Consider the following 18,547-nt stretch of genomic DNA (forward strand, 5'->3'; position numbering starts at 1 on the left):
CTATCAGGCACCTCCTTTCCGTGGTTTGGCGGTGATGTAGACACCGTCCTGGAAGACGCGGGTGTCCTTTCCTTTCACCTTCGTCAGCTGCTCGATGTCGGCGGCGGTCTGGCCGACGTGCTCCTTGTTCGGACCGGAGAGCGCCAGCTGTTCGCCGTCGACGGCAACCTGGGTGTCACCGTGGATAGTCGTTCGTCGCGCTGCCTTCTCACCGAGGAAGTTCTCGATGACGACCTCGTCGCCCTCCACGCGGACCTGCATCGGGAAGTGAGAGTAGAAGACTTCCATCTCGTACTCCCAGCCCTCGGTCACGCCGTGGATGGCGTTGCGGACGTGGCTCTCGAAGGTACCGATCGTCGCGTTCGTTTTCGCGTTCTCGGTGTCGCTTTCGATGACCACGGTGTCGTCGTCGACCTCAACGGTGACGTTCGGGTACCAGAGGCGGCGGGTGACGCTGCCTTCCGGACCGTCGATCGTCACGTCGAGGTGGTCGACCTCGGCGGATACGTCGTCGGGGATGTCCAGTTCGACTCGCATTGTTAGTAGACGTATGCGATCACCTGGCCCCCAATCCCCTGCTCTCGCGCCTCGTAGTGGCTCATGATGCCACTGCTCGTCGTGACGACGAGCGCACCGAAGTCTCGAGCCGGGAGGAATCGCTTCTCCCATTTCTCGAAGTCGTCGGCGCCAGCGGAGTAGCGGGGCTTGACGGGGCCGCACTCGTTGATCGCTCCTTTCAGTTCGACCTCGAACTCACCGGCTTTACCGTCGTCGACGAACTCGAAGCCGTCGATGTACCCGCGGTCGTAGAAGACCTCGAGCACGCTGCCGATCTCGTTCGAAGCGGGCGATACCGTGTGGCTCAGGTGGCCGACGCTTTCGGCGTTGTCGAGCCCCGAAAGCGCGTTACTGAGTGGATCGTTCCCGGTCATTTGTACTTCTTGAATCCCATGTCGCGGGCGATCTCACGGAAGCACTGCCGGCAGAGGTTGATATCGTACTTGCCGACGAGGCCCTGTTTGCGGCCACAGCGCTGGCAGGCCGCTTCCTGGCCGGTGCGCTTTGCGGCGTGCTCGCCCGTCTGTTCGTTTTCGCTTTCACTCATCGTCGTCCTCCACGGTTACGTCGAAGGCGGACTCGAGGTACGCAATCGCGTCCTCGGGGGTCAGTCGGTGGCTCGACGGGATCGCCTGGCTGGCTTTATCGCGCTTGCTGACGCGGTAGCCCGGTCGGACCAGGTTCACGGTCACGTCCAGTCCGTAGATCCCGACGTTCGGGTCGTACTCCTGACTCGGGAAGTCCGTGTGCTCTTCGACACCGAAGCTGAAGTTGCCGGTGTCGTCGAACTGCGTCGCCGAGAGCTCCGCGAGCGGGAGTGCCGTCTCGAGGAACTCCTGGGCGTCCTCGCTTCGAAGTGTGACCTTCGTACCGATCGGTTCGCCCTGGCGAATGCCGAACTCGGGTTCGGTCTTCTTCGCCTGGGTACGAACGCTCTGCTGGCTGGTGACCTCCTCGATGATGTCCTCGGCGCGGCCGAGGTCGCGACCACCGCGGCCGACGCCCATGTGGACGACGACTTTCTCGATGCGCGGCTCGCGCATCTCGTGGAACTCGGATTCAGCTTCCGACATCACTCATCACCCTCCTCGCCGGTGAAGTTCTCGTCGATAACGACGACGTACTCCTCGACGGTTTCGAACTCGCCGTCGTCGGTTTCGACGGTGACGATGTTCGAGCCGCTGCTGAGGGTGACGTCGATCTCGACGAGTTCGCCGATCTTGCCGCCGTGGTTACCGCTGACGGCGGTCACGAGCGCGCCCTCCTCGTAGGGGAAGTGGGCGACGATCTCGCTGGATTCGTTGTCGACGATCACCGAGTCGTTCGTGTGGTACTCCTCGTCGACGGTGACGTTCGTCCCGTCGTGCAGCGAGAGCTGGGTCACGCCGCCCGCGACCTGGCGCTTGCCGACGACCTTCCCGAGGCGGCTGTCGGCCGCGTCGGCGTCGATTTCGGTCAGTGCGAGGCGACCGCCTTCGTCGGGGAAGACGCGGTAGTACTCCTCGCGACCGGGGAACGCGACGATGTCGAACATCCCGATCGGACGCTGTTCGTCGTTGATCGGCTCGCCGTTGACGAGGATCGCGTCCTGGGAGAGCGCGTAGCGCGCCTCCTTCTTCGAGTCGACGTAGCCGAGCACGTCCCGCAGCAGGATGACGAGCGGAACCCCGTCCTCACCGTGTGGGCCACCCGCGGCCTTGACGGTGAACGTGTCGGTCTTTCGCTCGACCGGCCAGGACTTCGGTACCGAGAGTCGTTTCTGGTGTTTCGTCATTCGTCATCACCTTCCGATTCGCCTTCGAGGCGCGCCTCGCGTCGCTCGTCCTCCAGGTCGAGGTCGGTGATCCGAACGTTCGAGGGCTCGAGCGGGCGGGGAACTTCCTCGCCGTCGGCCGTCTCGACGGTCACGTCCTCGACGTGGATGACCTCCTCGGTGAGGTCGACGGTGAGCACCTCGCCGGACGTGCCGGCGTGGTCGCCGCGCATGACCTCGACGGTATCGCCCGCGTTGACGCGGGTGCGACGTCGACCGTACTCCTCGCGGAGGTCGTCTGAGAGCGTCGCGTGAAGCTGCTTCTGTCGCTGGTGCAGCGGGGCACGCGTTCGCTGGTTTCGCTGTTTGCGTGGTTGTTTGCTCATGGTTCTAGACGATCATCGTAGCTGTGCTCGCGATTGCACCGAACCGTTCTGCGACTTCGCGGGCGATCGGGCCCTTGATCTCGGTGCCGCGAGGCTCCTCGTTCTCGTCGATGATGACCGCCGCGTTGTCCTCGAACTTTAGGCGCGTGCCGTCCGGCCGGCGGATCGATTTCCGCTGGCGGACGACGACGGCCTCGAGGACCTGTCGGCGCATCTCGGGGGTACCCTTCGTGACCGAAACGGTCACCTTGTCACCGAGTCCCGCCTTCGGCTGGCGGTTCTTGGTGCCGTGGTAGCCCGCGACGCTGATGATCTTGAGCTCGCGTGCGCCGGTGTTGTCGGCACACGTGACGAGCGAGCCCTTCTTCAGGCCCTGCGTGACGTCGGCTTTCATCGCCTCCATCACTGATCACCCTCGACGGCTTCCTCTTCGGCGCCCTCCGTGATGTCGCCGCTCGAGAGCTCGGGGTCAGGCTCGGCCTGACGGGTGAGCTCGGCGATGTCCTCGGCGGTCGCCTCCTCAGTTACTTCGACGACCACGTGCGATTTCGTCTTCGACAGTGGTCGGGTCTCTGCGATCGTGACCGTGTCGCCAACCGAGAGCGGCTCGAGCACGCCCGGCACGTGTGCCGGGATGCGCGAGCGACGTTTCATCTGACGGTCGTACTTCGGAACCGTCACGTCGTACTCTCGCTCGACGACTACGGTCTTGTCCATGTCCGTCGAGACGACGGTGCCGACGAGGGTCTGACCTCGTACCGGCAGGTCGCCGTAAAACGGACACTTCTCGTAGTCGTATTCCTCCGGATTCTCTGGTTCCGGAGGCTGTGTTACGTCCAGTCCTATTGCCATGGTGAATCACCGTGTGTTTCGGTGCGTCGGGCGGGCCGTGAGAGCAGGCGGCCCCCATCGACCGTAACGTAGGCCACGTCCTCGCCAGCACGGTCCAGAGCATCGTCCGCTCCGGGTTTGGTGTCGGCCAGTTTGGACGCGGTCCCCGGAGACTTGGCGTCTCCGGCGGCGTCATCTGTGGGCTCGAGGTCGCGGGGAATCGCGAACTCGAAGACGGTGCCCGACTTCGGTACCATCACCACCCGGGACTCACCGTTCTCACGAACTTCTAGAGATAGCGTGTTCGCCGTCTCGATGACGACGCGCCCCTCGAGACCCTCCCGGCCGGCGTCGTCGCTCTCGACGACGCGGACGGGTAGTCCGTTGAGTTCGTGTCGCGGCAGCGTCTCGGGTGTCACTGGCATTATCGTGTTATTCCTCGTCGAAATCGCCTTCCTCACGGGCTCCACCCGTTCGGATTTCGGATCTCATTCGAGATCCCCCTCCTCGCGCTGGATCGTCTTGACCCGGGCGATGGTGCGCTTGAGCTCCCCGATCTCTCCGGGGTTCTCGGGTGCACCACCCGCTGCGAGGACGGCCTTGTTGTTCAGCAGCTCCGTCTCGAGGTCCTCGAGTTCCGCCTCGCGCTCGGCGGGCGTCATGTCGCGGATCTCGGCGGTGTGGAGGATCGCCATCAGGCGTCACCTCCCTCGTCTTCGCTCTCCTCGTCCATCTCCGAGAGCAGCTCCTCGGCTTCGGCCTCGACGTCCTCGTCGAGCTCCTCGAGTTCTTCCTCGTCGGCCTCGGCAGCGACGTCTTCTTCCTCGTCCTCGTCGGCCTCGACTTCCTCCTCGAGAACCTCCTCGTCGACGGCGGCCTCGCCGGGTTCTGCCTCTGCCTCGGGCTCGTCCTCGACGCGCTCGTCGGTGACGTCCTCGGCGGGCTCCTCGAGCAGTTCCTCGACGCCCTCGCTCTCGTTGAACTCGACGGCCTCGGGGACAACCTCCTCGGGATCCATATCGTCGTGGATCTGGAAGTCGTCGGGGAGTTCCGCTCCCGGCGGGATGATCTTGACGTTGACGCCGATGGTGCCGAGTTTCATCACCGCGACGCCCTGGCCGTGGTCGACGACCGTCTCGGCGGGCTCGCCGTTGTGCTTGATGTAGCCGCGGTTGAACTTCTCGACGCGCGACCGTGCGCCGGTGACCTTCCCGGCGAGGACGATCTCAGCGCCGAGTGCGCCGGCATCCATGATGCGGTCGATCGTCGTGTGACCGGCTTTCCGGAAGTACCAGCCGCGCTCGAGCGCGTTGGCCAGTCGGTCGGCGACGATGCGGGCGTTCAGATCGGGTTCTTCGACCTCCTGCACGTCGATCTGGGGGTCCTCGAGGTTGAACTTCTCCTCGAGCGCCGTCGTGACCTTCCGGATGTTCTCGCCGCCCTTGCCGATGACCATCCCCGGCTTCTCGGCTTTGAGAACGATCTGGGTACCCATCGGCGTCTTGGCGACGTCCATGCCACCGTAGCCTGCGCGGCCGAGTTCTTCTGCGAAGAACTCGTCGATCTGGGATCGCTGCAGGCCGTCTTCGATGAACTGGTGTTCGTCTGCCATCAGTTATCAGCCTCCTCGTCTTCGTCGACCTCCGCGGTGACGATCTCGACGTCGACCTGCGGGGTGTTCCAGGCCGTCGCTCGGCCCATCGCACGCGGTTTGCGGCCGACGGACTCGCCGACCTTGTGGGCGGCGATGTGGACGATCTCCATCGAGCCACCTTCGAAGCCCTGGTGGTCGGCGTTCGCGCTGACGTTCTCGAGCAGTTCGAGAAACGCCTTGCTCGCCTTCTCTGGGTACCGGCCGGCGTCCCAGCCATCGATATCCGAACGGTGGCCGACACCGGTGTTGTGCGAACGGAACGGCACCGATCGCTCGCCGGCGACGACCGCCTCGAGGTAGTCGATGGCGTCGTCGACGGTTCGCCCCTTGAGTTCGCGGGCGATCTCCTTGCTGTGCTTGTGGCTCATGTGACGCTCCCGAAGCATCGCTTTCGCGGTGGTGTCCGGATCGGCGTCGACTGAGTAGTTGATTCCCATGCGTGGATCACTTCAGTGGGACGAACTTCGACGAGCGGGTCGCACCGATTCCTGCCTGTCCGTGCGTCACCGAGTTGCGGGTCAGCTGGAACTCGCCGAGATAGTGTCCGATCATCTCGGGTTCGACGCGAACGCGCTCGAACGACTGGCCGGTGTACACCGCGAAGGTGAGCCCGACGAACTCGGGCAGGATCGGCATGTCGCGCAGGTGCGTTCGGATCGGTGCGTTGGCGCTCTCCTGTTCGTCTTTGGAGCGGGCCTTCTCGAGCAGCTTCTGCTGCTCGACGGTGAGCCCGCGTTCGATACTTCGCCGCTTGCGTGCGGGGAGCAGTTCCGCGACCTCGTCGATCTCCATCTCCTGGAGTTCGTCGAGCGTGTGACCGCGGTAGGTGAACTCCTCACCCTCGCGACCGGTTCGGTACTCCTGACTCATTTGTTACCACCTCGGCCGGTACGGCGCGAGGAAATGTCGCCAACCTTCCGGCCCGGCGGGGCGTCCCGCGAGACGGACTTGGGGCGACCGGGGTGCTGGCGGCCGCCGCCACCGAAGGGGTGGTCGACGGCGTTCATTGCGACACCGCGCACGCGAGGCCACTTCGTGCCCCGTGCGCGCATCTTGTGGTGCTTGTTTCCTGCCTTGACGAACGGCTTCTCCGTTCGGCCACCGCCGGCGACGACACCGATCGTCGCACGGCACTGTGGGTCGAGGCGCTTGACCTCGCCGCTTGGCAGCTGGACGACCGCGGCGTCGCGGTCGTGGGTGATCAGGTCCGCGTTGACGCCGGAGGCGCGGGCGAATCGACCGCCGTCGCCCGGGTTCGCCTCAACGTTACAGACCGGGACACCTTCCGGAATCTCCGCGAGCGGGAGCGTGTTCCCCGGCTTGATCTCCGCGGAGACGCCGACCTGGATCTCCTCGCCGACGGTGATGCCCTCGGGAACGAGGACGAGTCGCTGATCGCCGTCCTCGAACTCGATAGCGGCGACGGGTGCCGAGCGAGCGGGGTCGTGTTCGATATCGACGACCGTCCCGCGAACGACATCCGTATCTTCCGGCTTCTTGTGGTCCAGTTGCGCCTTGTATCGGTGCGATGGTGCCCGGAACGTGGGCGTCCCGCGACCGCGTCGTTGACCGAAAATGCGGCGTCCCATCGTTAGAACACCCCGATTCTCGAGGCCACTTCCTGGGCGTCGTCGTCCTCGCCCAGCGTGACGGTTGCTTTCTTCGTGCCTTTCATCGTAACCTGCGTGTTGAGTTTGACGACCTCGATGTCGAAGCGCTCCTCGACCTCCTCCCGAATTTCGGGTTTGGTCGCGTCGACATTGACGACGAACTGGAGCTTGTTCTGGAAGTCCATGTCGTTCATCGCCTTCTCGGTGACGAGGGGGTAGTCGATGATCGAACTCATCGGTCTGCCACCTCCTCGAGGGCGCTCTCGGTCCAGATCGTCAGCCGGCCGGCCTGCGTGCCGGGGGCGAGATCCTCCGCGTTGACCTCGGCGGCGGTCGTCACGTCGGCGCCCGCGAGGTTGCGGGCGGCACGCGAGGGACCGGCCTCGCTCGAGGTCACGAAGAGGATCGACTTCGGAACCTTGTACTTGCGACCACGGGTGGTCCCGCGGCCGGCACGGATGCTCTTGCCGTCTTCGGCGCGCTCGATGTCGGCGTCGATGCCGAGTTCCTCGAGCAGGGAGACGACCTCCTTCGTCTTCACGAGCTCTTCGAACTCGTCGCTCACGACGAGCGGGAACTCGAGGTCCGTGTCGACGGCGTGACCGCGCTCGGTCACGAGGTCGGCGTCCGTCGTCGCCGCGATGGCGCTGCGGACGGCCAGCTTCCGTTCTTTCTTGTTGATCGATTCGGTGTGGTCCTTCTCGGCTTTCGGCGGGTGAGCCTTTCGTCCCTTGACGGCCTGGGGAACGCGTCGGGCGCGTCCGTTCTGGCGGGGGACGTGGGCCATCCCGCGACCGCTACCGAACGACTCCGCGGGCGTGCGCATGCCCGCGAACTCGTCGGCGCCGTAGTCCTGGGTTCGGTTGGCCTGGGCGACGCGAACGGCGCGCCCGATGAGGTCCGGGCGATACTCCGTCTCGAAGATCGCCGGGAGCTCCACCGAGCCCGCCTCGCCGCCGTCCAGGTCTCTGATTGTTGCTTCCATATGCTATCAGCCCTGGTTGGATGCGGTGGAGACGTAGCGCACCTCGGGATCGAGGCGCGGCTGGTCTCCGGGTCGGATCGCCGGGCGGAAGCGCACGAGGCGCTTGTTCGGCCCGGGCAACGAGCCCTTGATCAGCGCGTGCGGCCCGTCGACCTCGCCGTAATTGACGAAGCCGCCGTCGACCGTCGCGTCGGCGCCGTCGCCGACGTCGACGAGGCGCTTGTTCAGTTCCGTCCGCTGGTGGTAGCCGGTCTGACCCTGCTGGGGGACCGTCGACCGAACGCGGGACGGGTTCCAGGGACCGAGGTTCCCGATGCGGCGGCGCCATCCCTGCCGGGCGTGTTTGCCCTTGCGCTTCTGGACGCCCCATCGCTTGACGGGACCCTGGGTACCCTTTCCTTTCGTGACGCCGCTCGCGTCGACGTACTCGCCGGGGCGGAACACGTCGTTCATGACGTGCTCACCGCCTTCGGCGATCGTCTCGAGCGCGAACTCGACGCGCTCCTCGACGGAACCGCCGCCGACGCGCGTCTCCATCACGTCCGGCTTCTTCTTCGGCATCGAGGGAACCGCCCCCGGAACCGTGTGCGTGATGACGCGAACGTCGTCGACGCGTCCCTCCTCGAGGAGGGTGCGGAGTTCTTCCTCCGCGGCGTCGGCGTCGTAGTCGTCGCCGGGCAGGTCGAGGACGCGGTCGAGTTCGGGAACGAACTCGTCGGTCCAGACCTCGGTTACCGGCTTCATTCCATACGGCGTGTCTTCGTACGCACGCAGGGCGACGGCGCGCATCGGCGGCGTCTCCACGATGGTCACGGGAACAGTCTCTTCCATTCCCTCGGTCGGCGAGTTCGCTTTGTCGTCGACCATAACCACGTGGGTCATGCCGGCCTTGTAGCCCGCGAAGCCCTGGAGCGTCGGCTGTCCGTCGTCGTCCGGCCACGAGGAAAAGCGTGGGACCTCGCTGGTCGCACGCCCTCGCGGACCGAACCCGAGTGAGCCTTTGCGTGGTGCGTTTGGTTGTGGCATTCAATCACTCTCTGAGTGAGAGGGGAGCGAGGGTGGCGAACAGAGCCTCCTCCGTTCGCACGACCTCACTTCCCTGGTTCGGAACCGTATTGAGCCAGAGGTCGAACCCCGGATCGGCGGGTTCGACGTCGGCGTCGCCCTCGGCACCGACCGCGGATGGGTCGATGCCCAGGATTTCCGGCAGCCCTCTTTCGGGCGCGCCGAACGCAACGGTCATCCCGTCGCGCTCCGTGCGCCCGGCCAGCGTCTCGAGCCTTCCGACGGTGAGTTCCTCACCGAACCGGGAGGCTGCGATTCGAACGCCGGCGTCCTCACGGCCGAGTGCTGCTGGGAGGTCCGTCCGCTCGATTTCGAGCCCCGGTAAGGGGACGTCCTCGAGTTTCGCCCGGACCGGTCGTCGCGAAGAGATCCTGACGGTCACGCGTTCCCCCTCTGCCACCTCCATTCCCGGAGGCGCGTTGAGGGAGATCGGGTGTTGCAAGCCGCAATTGACCCGGACGCGATGATCAGGTCCGACCTCGGTCACGATTCCTTGTCTTGTCGACCCCGAACCGTTCGATTCGGAGCCGGTCTGTGACGCGGCGCGGAGCGGCGGCAGGATGCCGACGTACTCCAGTTCGTCCCGCATCCCCCAGGCCTCGTTGCGGAGGTAGGGGGGCGTCGCGGCGTACCGCAACACGGTGCGGACGAACCCGCCGTCGAATCGCCCGGTTTCGCCCTCCGGATCGGGGAAGACGATCAGGCGATCCGCCCGGAAGATCGTCGCCGCACGGGCGACGTATCCGAGTTTGCGAGTTGCCTCGCGTTTGTCCTCGGCTTCACGGGCGAGCGACGACGGCACGAGCACGCTGACGGTCATGCCAGCACTTCGGCGCCTCGTCACTAGACTGTAGCGATCTTTGTGGGCTATGTCTTAAAAGGGTAGCGGAATCGTTTTCGGCTGTGAACGCCTCACAGGGCCGATTTCGTGTGACCTGGACACACTATCGAATCGGTGTAGAGTATATGAATATGTGGATTGTTCCCACGGGTGTCAGGTCATCGTGTTCGCTCGAGGTGTGAGCCGGCCTCGAGAAGCCACCAGTGGGTTGCAGTCGAGCGGGTGCGCAACGGCCACGTGGTCCACGCCCCGTCCCGATTCGCAACCCTTATACACTCCTCCGAGAGTAGTTCAAAGTGCAGCAGGGCGCTGGTAGTGTAGTGGTATCACGTGACCTTGCCATGGTCACAACCTGGGTTCAAATCCCAGCCAGCGCATTTCTCCAAACACAAGCCCGCGAGCGCTGCGTAGCAGCGCGAGTATCCGCGTTCGGGGAAATCGAAACGGTGGGATTTGAATCAGACCGAGGTTCCGTGAGCGAAGCGAGCGGGTTCTCGGGCGTGGTTCAAATCCCAGCCAGCGCGACGTTTCCACATTCAACCCACGAGCGCCGCGTAGCAGCGCGAGTATCTGACTTTGGAAACGTCGCCCTGGATTTGAACGAGAGAGGTCGTGGAACAATAGTTAAATTATTTATACATATGGGTGATCATCATCGGTAGCTCAGTATATGATGAACAGAAGGAGATTTTTGAACGCCAGTGGATCTCTGTTTCTCGTGACCGGGTCCGGATGTGCGGGACTGCTGAACGATGATCCCTCACCGAGCGAGGTAGTAGGTCAATTCTTCAACAATTTAAACGACGGCGAGTCGCGTAGTGCCGCTGACCTACTTCATTCTGATGCACCGATTTCGATCAACGAGATTGATACGGAGTTTTACGAGCGTGAGTCAGTTATTGTGATGTCCACCGATGATGTTTCTGATAGCCACGCTCCAGATGCAGTTGCATCTACCGACGACCGAACCGGAGTGAGCGTCATGTTTCAGGTCAACGGAGGACCAGCTAGCGCGACATACGAACTGCGTAACGAGGATGAGTGGGTACTGTACGACGAAATGAGCGACGAAACCAGCACGCTCTCCGCGGATCCATTTCACCGGTTGGAGTAGGGCCCCTTCACCTCGAGACAGTCACATTTTCCGTTGAGCAGGGGCCGAAGTCGTGGCGCACGCAATCACAGTAAGAGTCGCCTCGAGCCCCCGGCTACTCCGTTACCTCCCGTTTCGCCTCGTCCGCGTACGAATCCGCCAGTCGAACCGGTTCCGGCAGTTTGTATCCCGACGACAGCGCGAGCACCGCCTCGGCGGCCGTCTCCGGCCCGACTCGGTGGCCCGGACTCACGTACAGCGGGTTGACGTGCCGGTTAGCGGAATCGTACTGTTTGGTCTGCACCGCATAGCCGATGAGCGTTCCATCCGGCGCGTCGACTCTCGAGTTCGCCTCGATCCTCACTCGAGCGCCGGCCTCGAGTCCCGCCGTCTCTCCCCGTGGCGTTCCACACAACAGACTCTTCGCGACCCCGATCGCGGAGGCGTCGAGGACGACGCCCATGTGGGTCGCGATGCCTGCCTGCCGGAAGTGGATGCGGCCGCTGCCGTCGAACAGATACAGGTCGGGGTCGACCTCGAGAGTCTCGAGCGCCTCGAGAATCGGCTGCCCCTCCCGAAAAGAGAGCAGGCCGGGGATGTAGGGGATCTCGAGGGGCGTCACCGCGTACGCGCGCTCGATCACCTCGCCGGCTCGCATCGCGACGACGGCGCTCACGGCCTGCTCGTCCTCGAGCAGGAACGACTGGTCGACCCCGGCGACGATCGGTGGTTCCGTCCCACTGGCGGTCGCCGCGAGCGGATCGGCGAGCAGCGACGGATCGAACGCGAACTCGTCCTCGAAGACTGCCGATTCGGCGATCTCGCGCTGCAGTGCTTCCATATCCTCGCGCGTGAGACTCGCGTCGGGGACGAGATCCGGGCGGGAGAGGCGGCTCATGGGTGTGGGGTACTCGAGAGGGGAAGATCAGTACTGGGATTGCAGGCGCGGCCGGTCAGAACGGGCCGCGACCGCGGCCGGGGCCGCCGGGGCCACGGCCGCCGCCGAGTTGGACCTGTCCGGGCATGCGGACGTTCCGGGTGCGCTTGATGTACTCGCCGTAGGCGAGGCCGATGAGCAGGCCGACGAGGTGGGCACCGTGAGCGATGTCGCCGGCCCCCGGTGCGCCGATGACGACGAAGAGCGTACTCAGCGCGGCGGTCCCCGCGGCGATCCACCAGATCGGCATCTTGAGGACGAAGAACAGATAGACCTGAAGCTGCGGGTTCAGGACCGTTACGAACCCGATGAGCGCCAGTGCGGCCCCGCTCGCGCCGAGCAGCGGCGCGCCCGCGCCGCCGAAGATCGCGACGGCGGCGATCTGGCCGAGACCCGCGACCGCGCCGCTGACGACGAAGAGGATCGCGAACTGCTTCGAGCCGACGTAGCGCTCGACGATCGGCCCGAAGAAGAAGATCACGATGCTGTTGAAGACGATGTGGAGGAACGAGCCGCCGTCGACGAAGAACGGGCTGTGCGCGAAGACGGACGTGATCCACGTCCAGACGTACTCCGGATTCTCCGGCGAGAGTGTAAACAGCGTGTTGTGGAGGCTCTCGCCGCCGTACACGTACGCGGCGAACTGCGCCGCCATCGTCAGCCAGATCAGCGCGAGGAACACGTAGGTCATGTTCGAGAAGTAGCCTCGCAGACCACTCCGCCCGATCGCAGCGGAGATTTTGGACCTGACACCCGATTGGTCCGTACCCCCGCTCCTTACGCTGTCGTCGAACCCGCTGTCGAACACCCCGCCGGGATCGTCCCAGTTCTGCAATCCCGTACAGCTGTGGTTCTCCGGGAGGCGATGTTCGCCGCAGTACGTGCCCCCACAGTGCCGACAGTTGTACGGCATGTTTTCGGACTTCCCACACACGTCGCACGTTGCCATTGGCCGGAGCTATGCAGGGGACTGCTAAGGGGTTTGGGGTTAGCGGTCGCCGCCGGACGTAGATTTTTGCCGCCGTAACCCGCACACTCGAGTGTGAAAGGATACGAGCGCAAACAGCTGCTCGAGCGCGTCGAGCGCGACGGGGCGACCGTCGGCGCGGACATCCCGGAGACGATCGAGGTCCAGGGCGAGGCGATCGACCTCCAGCAGTTCGTCTTCGAGATCAAGCGCCGCGAGACGGTCCCGCCGGGGGAGCGCGACCGCGTCGACCGCGCGAAGAAGAACCTGCGACGCGAGCGCCTCGAGCGCATCGAACGGATCGAGGAGGGCGACATCTCCCGGGAGAAAGGTGAGGAACACGCCCGAAGTATCATCGGCATCGACCGGGCACTGAACGCCCTGCAGAGTCTCGGTCCGACCGATCTCGAGCGCGAACAGAAAGCCCAGCAGGCCGCCGACCGCAAGCGCTGGATGAGTTTCCTCAAGAAGGCTCTGGGCCGCGACGACGGCGGGGCCTCACGGAGGGGCCGATGACGACCAACGCCGAACTCGCCGCCCGCTTCGAGGAATTCGCCGACCTGCTCGAGGCGAACGACGTGGAGTACAAACCCCGCGCCTACCGCCGGGCGGCCGAGGCCATCAGCGCCCACCCGGCCCCGATCGCGAACTACGTCGAAGCCGGCGACGAGGAAGCCGTCGAGGAGATCGAGGGCGTCGGCGACGCCATCTCCGCGAAGATCGTCGAGTACGTCGATACGGGCGAGATCGAGGAACTCGAGGAGTTACGCGAGGAGTTGCCGGTCGAAATCGCCGACCTGACCCGCGTCGAGGGCGTCGGCCCCAAGACCGTGGGATCGCTCTACCGGGAACTCGGGATTCAGACGTTGGATGACCTCGAGACGGCCGCCGAAGCCGGCGAAATCCAGGATGTGAAGGGGTTCGGCCCCAAGACCGAGGAGAACATCCTCTCGAACATCGACTTCGCCCGCGAGATCGGCCAGCGCCAGCTGCTAGGGGAGGCTCGCCCGCTCGCCGACGACGTCCTCTCGTTTCTGGAGGGTCTCGAGGCCGTCGAACGCGCCGAAGTCGCGGGCTCGATCCGTCGCTGGCGCGAGACGATCGGCGACGTGGACGTCCTCGCCGCCACGGACGATGCGGAGGCGGTGATCGAGTCGCTACTCGAGTGGGACTCCGTCGACGCCGAAATCGAGTCCGGCCCCGAGAAGGCGAGCGTCCGCGTCGGCGAGATCCGCGTCGATCTGCGGGTCGTCGTCCCTGAGGAGTTCGGCTCGGCGCTGCAGTACTTCACCGGAAGTAAGGACCACAACGTCCGCCTGCGCAACTACGCTATCGAGCGCGGGATGAAGCTCAACGAGTACGGCGCGTTCGACGTGAGCGAGATCGACGACCCGGATTCCGGACAGCGAGTCGGTGAGCGCGTAGCGGGGGAAACCGAGGAAGGAATGTACGACGCCCTCGGACTGCCATGGATGCCACCCGAACTACGCGAGGATCGCGGCGAGATCGCTGCCGCGGCCGACGGCACGCTGCCCGAGTTGCTGGAGCGCGAGGACGTCCGCGGCGACCTCCACACTCACACCGAGTGGTCCGACGGCAACAATACCATCGAGGAGATGATCGACGCCGCCGCACAGCGGGGGTACGACTACTACGGAATCGCCGATCACGCCGAGGGGCCGGGCGTAGTTGCCGATATGGGGCTCTCCAATTCGGAGATCCTCGAGCAGGTCGAGGCGATCCGCGAGGCCGCCGAGGGCGTCGATCTCGAGGTCTTCGCGGGCATCGAGGCCAACGTCGACGCCGAGGGCGAGATCGGCCTCTCCGAGGAGGTGATCGACGCCCTGGACGTGATCGTCGCCTCGCCCCACAGTGCGCTCGACCAGGGTTCAGACGCCGCTGGTCAGCGGCTCCGGCGGGCGATCGAGAACCCCGCCGTCGATATTCTGGGCCACCCCAGCGGACGGCTGCTCAACCAGCGGGAGGGGCTCGCCATCGACGCAGCGGCGCTGGGCGAAGCGGCCGCCGACCACGGCACCGCCCTCGAGGTCAACGCCAACCCCCGCCGACTCGACCTGTGGGGCAGCGCCGTCCAGGCGGCGATCGAGGCAGGGGCGACCATCGCCGTCAACACCGACGCCCACCGGCCGTCGACCCTCGAGTACATGCGCTGGGGGGTCCACACCGCCCGGCGCGGCTGGGCCGAACCCGTGGACGTGCTGAACGCGTGGGACCTCGAGGACGTCCGGGAGTTCCTGCACTGACCTGCGGCCCGCCAGTGACAGATGGCCGAAACCGAACCCCGATTCCTGCTCGACGTGATGTGTGGCGGCCTCGTCGCCTACCTGCGGATGTGCGGCTACGACACCGCGTATGCGGGTGAGCGGGGGCTCGAGGCCGACGACGACCTGCTCGCCGTCGCCCCCGCGGAGGATCGGGTGGTCGTGACTCGAGACGTCGAACTCGCGGGACGGCTCCCCGAGGAGCGGTCGATCCTGCTCGCGGCGCGGGAGGTCGAAGATCAGTTGTCGGGGCTGGCGGCTGCTGGGGTTTCCCTCGAGCTACCGGACGAACCGGCGCGGTGTGGGCGGTGTAACGGCCGACTCGAGGCGGTCGGCGCCGGCGAGGAGACGCCGGAGTACGCCCCCGACCCCTCGGAAACGGGGGTGTGGCGGTGTCTCCACTGTGGGCAGTTGTTCTGGCGGGGGAGCCACTGGAAGCGGGTGCGGGAAACGCTCTCGAGGATCGAAAACGGGGAGTAACACTCGTCATCGAGAAGGAGTCGGCGCGCTCGATTCGACACGTCACGAGCGTCCTGCTCGCACGAAACACACTGACGCCTCGCCCTCCCCAGCCGACTCGCTCGGCTCCGCCTCGCTCGCCCCTCACGCGGATTCGAGTCGAGGGCTCACGCGAGTTCGCCCTCGACGCAGCGCGTGCCGCGGAGGAAGGACGAGAGGGTCGGTTTAGTGGATGGAGGCTGAGCCGAATCAGTACACCGCCACGTCGTCGAACTTCCCGCCGTAGGCGATGTGTCGCGGGTGAGTGGGTTCGGTGCCCGACAGGAACAGCCGGTCGACTTTCTCCCAGGTGTTTTCATAGAAGAGGTGGCCGAGTTCGGCCGTCGTCGTCCGCCAGCGCCGGAGGCCGTTGTCGTAGACGACCCGTCGCGGGGCCTTCTCCCGAAAGGCGGCGACGAGGTCCGCCTCGTCCTCGAGGTCTCGCTCGAACTCGGTGTAGGCGATGCCGACGGATCGCTCGAGGTGGGCGTACGAGGAGGTAAACGGCGGCAACTCGAGTTCGTCGGCGATCTCCTTCGCCCGGCGGTTGTGCGAGGGGCGGTGTTTCGGGTTGAAGATCTCGACGGCGTCGACCGCTCCGCGGTGCTCCCGGAGGTCGTCTTCGGTAAGCGAGACGGTCGCGAATTCGGGGTGGGGTGCGAGGACGGCCGCGCCCTGGCGCTCGAACTCGGCCATCGCCGCCTCGAGGGAGATGAAATCGGGCACCGGCTCGGAGAGGCCGACCGCGAGGACGTGTTTACGGTTTCGCCACGAGCCGGTGAACACCTCGCGGGCGGGGATCACGAGCAGGTCGGGGCTCGAGAAGAACTCGGCGCGAGAACGGATCTCCGGCAGCCGGGTGAAGTGCGGGGCGTAGACGATCGCGTCGAGGTTCGCCCGGCGCGCCCGCTCGATCACCCGTTCGTTCAACACCTTCACGTGGCAGTCGACTCGCGCCGTCACTCCATCGCTCACGGGGGCAGCTTTCACGACCGGAGAGTTATGGATTCTGATTCGCTCGCTGGGACGCCGCGCCGTCTCCGAGACGTACCTTCCAAAATTTTAACATATTCTGAATACGATGTCACTCCGTGAGGCGACGCCCCTACCTTGCGATACTCGCTTCCACCCCCGTTCTCGGCGGGTGTCTGTCGAGCGAAAGTGACGGCGGGCCCCGGGAGTTCTCGGTGGGAGCGCTATCGGTGGCGTCCGTGCCTGATCCGCTCGAGTTCGACGTCCGCGAACCGCTGGACGACGACGGACGGCCGACGGCCAACTCGATCAATCCGGGCCGCGACGGCCGCCTCGTGTTCGAACTGTCGAACCCGACCGACGAGTCGATGACCCTGGAAGCGCCAGCGCCAGCGCCGTTCGGGGTGCTCGAGGCGAGCAGCGCGGACCACCGGGTTCCCCTCTGGCAGGAGCGATACGAGGACGCGACCGGCGTCGAACTCGACGACGGCGAGCCGACGGCCACCGGCGAATCAGAGAGGATCGAACTCGAGGCCGGTGAGTCCGTCGCTCGATCCTACGAACTCCGGCACTCGGCGCTCGTTGACGAACTCCCCGTCGGGGTCGACGAAACGTTCGAAACGGCGGGCGAACTACGGGCCGACGCCGCGGACGAACCGCTCTCCTGGGACGTGGCGTTTAGGCTGTACGAGACGGAACAGTACGACGGCTGATCCGCTCAGGTGGTCCCGGCGTGACGCCTCCACTTTCGGCGGCGGTCGTTGGCCGCGGTGCGTTCGGCAGTGGTCGTTCCGGTCGCTCGAGAAACAATCGGGCGAAAAGGCCATTAGGACGGCACGTCGATTCAGCGCACGAATGGGTTGGGAATGTGGAATCAACGACTGTGGCGCCGCCTTCGACGACGCGACGTCGGCGGTTCTCCACCAGGTGAACGAACACGAGCGCTGTGAGTGTCAGGTCTGCGGGACGGTCGTCCCGGACGGCTACGTTGCGATCCGCCACGTCTTCACGGAACACAGTCGCGCGGAGTACGTCCGCGCCTACGGGGCGAACTCGGAAGACGTCCGCCACCGCGAGCAACTGCTCGAGGAAATGAGCGGCGCTATCGACGGACAGGCGATCGCAGACGAGTTGCGCTGAGACGGGCGGCGAGATCGGTCGTGAGTGCCCCGCCGACTCGCTCGAAAACTCGGCGTGCCGTTAGCGTTCCTCGGAGTCGAGAACGCGAATCTGGTCGCCCCGGACCGTGACCGGAATCGGGACCGTCGCGCTCCTAAATTTTACGTCGTCGGGTGCCTCGCGTCGCATCGGCACCCACTCCTCGCAAAATTTAGTATAAAACCTCCTCGGCGCGACCCGTGTCGCGCCGAGTCAGCGAACTCGCTACCGCTCCTCGGAGTCGAGAACGCGAATCTGGTCGCCCCGGACCGTGACCGGAATCGGGACCGTCGCCTCGTACAGTTCGACGGTGACCTGGTCCTTTCCTTCGTCGATGCGCTGGACCTGGGCCTTCTCGCCCTTGAACGGTCCCGCGATGAGTTCGACGATGTCCCCCTCGGCGATCCCTTCGACGTCGGGCTTCGGCGAGAGGAAGTGTTCGACCTCGGAGATGTCCGACTCGCCGGGCACGATGCTCCGGGCGTGGGGAATGTCCTCGAGCACGCGCTCCAGGACGGCGTTGCCGTCGGCTTCGACCATCACGTAGGAGGTCAGCGAGTCCGGCGCCAGCGCGGCGTGGACCTCCGGCTCCTCCCGGTTGATGATCATCTCCGCGACCGTTCGCTCCTGGCTCGCAGTGGTCTTTACGGCGTAGATCGGCATCAGACGCCACCTGAACCCGTCAGCAGGAGCATGATCACGCCGATCACGAAGCCGAGGAATCCGATGAAGAGGATTCCGGCGCCCGCGATCTTCGAGACCTGGAGGAACTCCTGTTTCGTCGGCGTCGTCGCCATCTTCAACACTCGAACGTACGAGGTGAGGTCGTACGGAACGTCCATATCTGTGTGTTTACAGCGCGGGCCCTTTTATCTGTCTTTCGTGTCCGCGGCGTGACGGTCGCCAGAGGCGACACCAACCGGTTGCACTCGCCGGCACAACGCCCACACGGGTTTC

29 protein-coding genes, 1 tRNA gene and 1 pseudogene are annotated in these 18,547 nt (G+C 65.1%); 7 read left to right on the forward strand and 24 right to left on the reverse strand.

Going from position 1 to position 18,547, the window contains the following annotated elements; translation table 11 throughout:
- Positions 1-3 precede the first annotated feature (3 nt).
- From AC6I6S_RS04080 to AC6I6S_RS04165, 18 genes are all read right to left on the reverse strand, one after another.
- Positions 4-537 carry a 50S ribosomal protein L6 gene (locus AC6I6S_RS04080; protein WP_497948456.1) on the reverse strand — a complete coding sequence of 178 codons (534 nt, stop codon included), beginning with the start codon at positions 535-537 and terminating at the stop codon, positions 4-6.
- Positions 538-539: 2 nt separating this feature from the next.
- Positions 540-932, reverse strand: coding sequence for a 30S ribosomal protein S8 (locus AC6I6S_RS04085; protein ID WP_497948457.1), 393 nt, complete (start codon positions 930-932; stop codon positions 540-542).
- On the reverse strand, positions 929-1,105 hold the full coding sequence (locus tag AC6I6S_RS04090; protein WP_497948458.1) for a 30S ribosomal protein S14: 177 nt from the start codon (positions 1,103-1,105) through the stop codon (positions 929-931). The genes AC6I6S_RS04085 and AC6I6S_RS04090 overlap by 4 nt, the downstream gene beginning before the upstream one ends.
- Positions 1,098-1,631, reverse strand: a complete 534-nt coding sequence (locus AC6I6S_RS04095; protein ID WP_497948459.1) for a 50S ribosomal protein L5 — start codon at positions 1,629-1,631, stop codon at positions 1,098-1,100. Before AC6I6S_RS04095 ends, AC6I6S_RS04090 begins: the two co-directional genes overlap by 8 nt.
- A complete protein-coding gene (locus AC6I6S_RS04100; protein ID WP_497948461.1) occupies positions 1,631-2,332 on the reverse strand; it encodes a 30S ribosomal protein S4e in 702 nt (233 codons plus the stop codon). The genes AC6I6S_RS04095 and AC6I6S_RS04100 overlap by 1 nt, the downstream gene beginning before the upstream one ends.
- Positions 2,329-2,697: a 50S ribosomal protein L24 gene (gene rplX / locus AC6I6S_RS04105; RefSeq protein ID WP_497948462.1), complete on the reverse strand. Its 369-nt coding sequence runs from the start codon at positions 2,695-2,697 to the stop codon at positions 2,329-2,331. The genes AC6I6S_RS04100 and rplX overlap by 4 nt, the downstream gene beginning before the upstream one ends.
- Positions 2,698-2,701: 4 nt before the next feature.
- Positions 2,702-3,100, reverse strand: a complete 399-nt coding sequence (locus AC6I6S_RS04110; RefSeq protein ID WP_252490513.1) for a 50S ribosomal protein L14 — start codon at positions 3,098-3,100, stop codon at positions 2,702-2,704.
- Positions 3,100-3,549: a 30S ribosomal protein S17 gene (locus AC6I6S_RS04115; RefSeq protein ID WP_497948463.1), complete on the reverse strand. Its 450-nt coding sequence runs from the start codon at positions 3,547-3,549 to the stop codon at positions 3,100-3,102. Before AC6I6S_RS04115 ends, AC6I6S_RS04110 begins: the two co-directional genes overlap by 1 nt.
- Positions 3,540-3,953 (reverse strand): ribonuclease P protein component 1, encoded by a 414-nt coding sequence (locus tag AC6I6S_RS04120; RefSeq protein ID WP_497948464.1) that lies wholly within the window; start codon positions 3,951-3,953, stop codon positions 3,540-3,542. The genes AC6I6S_RS04115 and AC6I6S_RS04120 overlap by 10 nt, the downstream gene beginning before the upstream one ends.
- 63 nt (positions 3,954-4,016) lie before the next feature.
- Complete coding sequence (gene rpmC, locus AC6I6S_RS04125) at positions 4,017-4,223, reverse strand: 50S ribosomal protein L29 (RefSeq protein ID WP_497948465.1); 207 nt, start codon at positions 4,221-4,223, stop codon at positions 4,017-4,019.
- Positions 4,223-5,140: a 30S ribosomal protein S3 gene (locus tag AC6I6S_RS04130; RefSeq protein ID WP_497948466.1), complete on the reverse strand. Its 918-nt coding sequence runs from the start codon at positions 5,138-5,140 to the stop codon at positions 4,223-4,225. Before AC6I6S_RS04130 ends, rpmC begins: the two co-directional genes overlap by 1 nt.
- On the reverse strand, positions 5,140-5,619 hold the full coding sequence (locus AC6I6S_RS04135) for a 50S ribosomal protein L22 (RefSeq protein WP_497948467.1): 480 nt from the start codon (positions 5,617-5,619) through the stop codon (positions 5,140-5,142). Before AC6I6S_RS04135 ends, AC6I6S_RS04130 begins: the two co-directional genes overlap by 1 nt.
- Positions 5,620-5,626: 7 nt before the next feature.
- On the reverse strand, positions 5,627-6,052 hold the full coding sequence (locus tag AC6I6S_RS04140; RefSeq protein ID WP_497948468.1) for a 30S ribosomal protein S19: 426 nt from the start codon (positions 6,050-6,052) through the stop codon (positions 5,627-5,629).
- Positions 6,049-6,771 (reverse strand): 50S ribosomal protein L2, encoded by a 723-nt coding sequence (locus tag AC6I6S_RS04145; protein ID WP_497948469.1) that lies wholly within the window; start codon positions 6,769-6,771, stop codon positions 6,049-6,051. Before AC6I6S_RS04145 ends, AC6I6S_RS04140 begins: the two co-directional genes overlap by 4 nt.
- A gap of 2 nt (positions 6,772-6,773) precedes the next feature.
- On the reverse strand, positions 6,774-7,028 hold the full coding sequence (locus AC6I6S_RS04150; protein ID WP_497948470.1) for a 50S ribosomal protein L23: 255 nt from the start codon (positions 7,026-7,028) through the stop codon (positions 6,774-6,776).
- Complete coding sequence (gene rpl4p, locus AC6I6S_RS04155) at positions 7,025-7,777, reverse strand: 50S ribosomal protein L4 (RefSeq protein WP_497948471.1); 753 nt, start codon at positions 7,775-7,777, stop codon at positions 7,025-7,027. The genes AC6I6S_RS04150 and rpl4p overlap by 4 nt, the downstream gene beginning before the upstream one ends.
- Before the next feature lie 6 nt (positions 7,778-7,783).
- Positions 7,784-8,803 (reverse strand): 50S ribosomal protein L3, encoded by a 1,020-nt coding sequence (locus AC6I6S_RS04160; RefSeq protein WP_497948472.1) that lies wholly within the window; start codon positions 8,801-8,803, stop codon positions 7,784-7,786.
- A 4-nt stretch (positions 8,804-8,807) separates the two neighbouring features.
- Positions 8,808-9,662, reverse strand: a complete 855-nt coding sequence (locus tag AC6I6S_RS04165) for a putative RNA uridine N3 methyltransferase (protein ID WP_497948474.1) — start codon at positions 9,660-9,662, stop codon at positions 8,808-8,810.
- Between the two features lie 327 nt (positions 9,663-9,989).
- Between AC6I6S_RS04165 and AC6I6S_RS04170 the strand changes: the two genes are divergently transcribed.
- Both AC6I6S_RS04170 and AC6I6S_RS04175 read left to right on the forward strand, forming a co-directional pair.
- Positions 9,990-10,060, forward strand: a tRNA-Gly gene (locus AC6I6S_RS04170).
- Positions 10,061-10,401: 341 nt separating this feature from the next.
- Positions 10,402-10,797, forward strand: coding sequence for a hypothetical protein (locus AC6I6S_RS04175; protein ID WP_497948475.1), 396 nt, complete (start codon positions 10,402-10,404; stop codon positions 10,795-10,797).
- A gap of 94 nt (positions 10,798-10,891) precedes the next feature.
- On the opposite strand, the gene AC6I6S_RS04180 is transcribed toward AC6I6S_RS04175, so the two are convergent.
- Positions 10,892-11,674 carry an endonuclease V gene (locus tag AC6I6S_RS04180; RefSeq protein ID WP_497948476.1) on the reverse strand — a complete coding sequence of 261 codons (783 nt, stop codon included), beginning with the start codon at positions 11,672-11,674 and terminating at the stop codon, positions 10,892-10,894.
- Positions 11,675-11,729: 55 nt separating this feature from the next.
- Entirely contained in the window at positions 11,730-12,662 is a 933-nt protein-coding gene (locus tag AC6I6S_RS04185; protein WP_497948477.1) for a rhomboid family intramembrane serine protease, read from the reverse strand.
- A gap of 93 nt (positions 12,663-12,755) precedes the next feature.
- Between AC6I6S_RS04185 and AC6I6S_RS04190 the strand changes: the two genes are divergently transcribed.
- The 3 genes from AC6I6S_RS04190 to AC6I6S_RS04200 are packed head-to-tail and all read left to right on the forward strand — an operon-like array spanning position 12,756 to position 15,442.
- Complete coding sequence (locus tag AC6I6S_RS04190; RefSeq protein ID WP_497948478.1) at positions 12,756-13,196, forward strand: DUF5788 family protein; 441 nt, start codon at positions 12,756-12,758, stop codon at positions 13,194-13,196.
- A complete protein-coding gene (gene polX / locus AC6I6S_RS04195; RefSeq protein ID WP_497948479.1) occupies positions 13,193-14,944 on the forward strand; it encodes a DNA polymerase/3'-5' exonuclease PolX in 1,752 nt (583 codons plus the stop codon). The genes AC6I6S_RS04190 and polX overlap by 4 nt, the downstream gene beginning before the upstream one ends.
- Before the next feature lie 21 nt (positions 14,945-14,965).
- On the forward strand, positions 14,966-15,442 hold the full coding sequence (locus AC6I6S_RS04200) for a Mut7-C RNAse domain-containing protein (RefSeq protein WP_497948480.1): 477 nt from the start codon (positions 14,966-14,968) through the stop codon (positions 15,440-15,442).
- A gap of 228 nt (positions 15,443-15,670) precedes the next feature.
- Here the strand turns inward: AC6I6S_RS04200 and AC6I6S_RS04205 are convergent, their stop codons facing one another.
- Positions 15,671-16,435: a PHP-associated domain-containing protein gene (locus AC6I6S_RS04205; RefSeq protein ID WP_497948481.1), complete on the reverse strand. Its 765-nt coding sequence runs from the start codon at positions 16,433-16,435 to the stop codon at positions 15,671-15,673.
- Positions 16,436-16,551: 116 nt separating this feature from the next.
- Between AC6I6S_RS04205 and AC6I6S_RS04210 the strand changes: the two genes are divergently transcribed.
- Complete coding sequence (locus AC6I6S_RS04210) at positions 16,552-17,145, forward strand: DUF8130 domain-containing protein (RefSeq protein WP_497948482.1); 594 nt, start codon at positions 16,552-16,554, stop codon at positions 17,143-17,145.
- 142 nt (positions 17,146-17,287) lie between these two features.
- Entirely contained in the window at positions 17,288-17,572 is a 285-nt protein-coding gene (locus AC6I6S_RS04215) for a DUF7565 family protein (protein WP_497948483.1), read from the forward strand.
- Positions 17,573-17,632: 60 nt separating this feature from the next.
- Here AC6I6S_RS04215 and AC6I6S_RS04220 read toward each other — a convergent pair.
- The 3 genes and pseudogenes from AC6I6S_RS04220 to AC6I6S_RS04230 form a co-directional block, all read right to left on the reverse strand.
- Positions 17,633-17,716, reverse strand: a pseudogene (locus tag AC6I6S_RS04220) (transcription elongation factor Spt5); the annotation flags it as partial.
- 99 nt (positions 17,717-17,815) lie between these two features.
- The gene (locus AC6I6S_RS04225; RefSeq protein ID WP_497948484.1) at positions 17,816-18,253 is read right to left on the reverse strand and encodes a transcription elongation factor Spt5; all 438 of its coding nucleotides are present in this window, start codon (positions 18,251-18,253) and stop codon (positions 17,816-17,818) included.
- On the reverse strand, positions 18,253-18,432 hold the full coding sequence (locus AC6I6S_RS04230; protein ID WP_497948485.1) for a protein translocase SEC61 complex subunit gamma: 180 nt from the start codon (positions 18,430-18,432) through the stop codon (positions 18,253-18,255). The genes AC6I6S_RS04225 and AC6I6S_RS04230 overlap by 1 nt, the downstream gene beginning before the upstream one ends.
- Between the last annotated feature and the right edge of the window lie 115 nt (positions 18,433-18,547).

Source organism: Natrononativus sp. DTA114 (genome assembly GCF_059736515.1).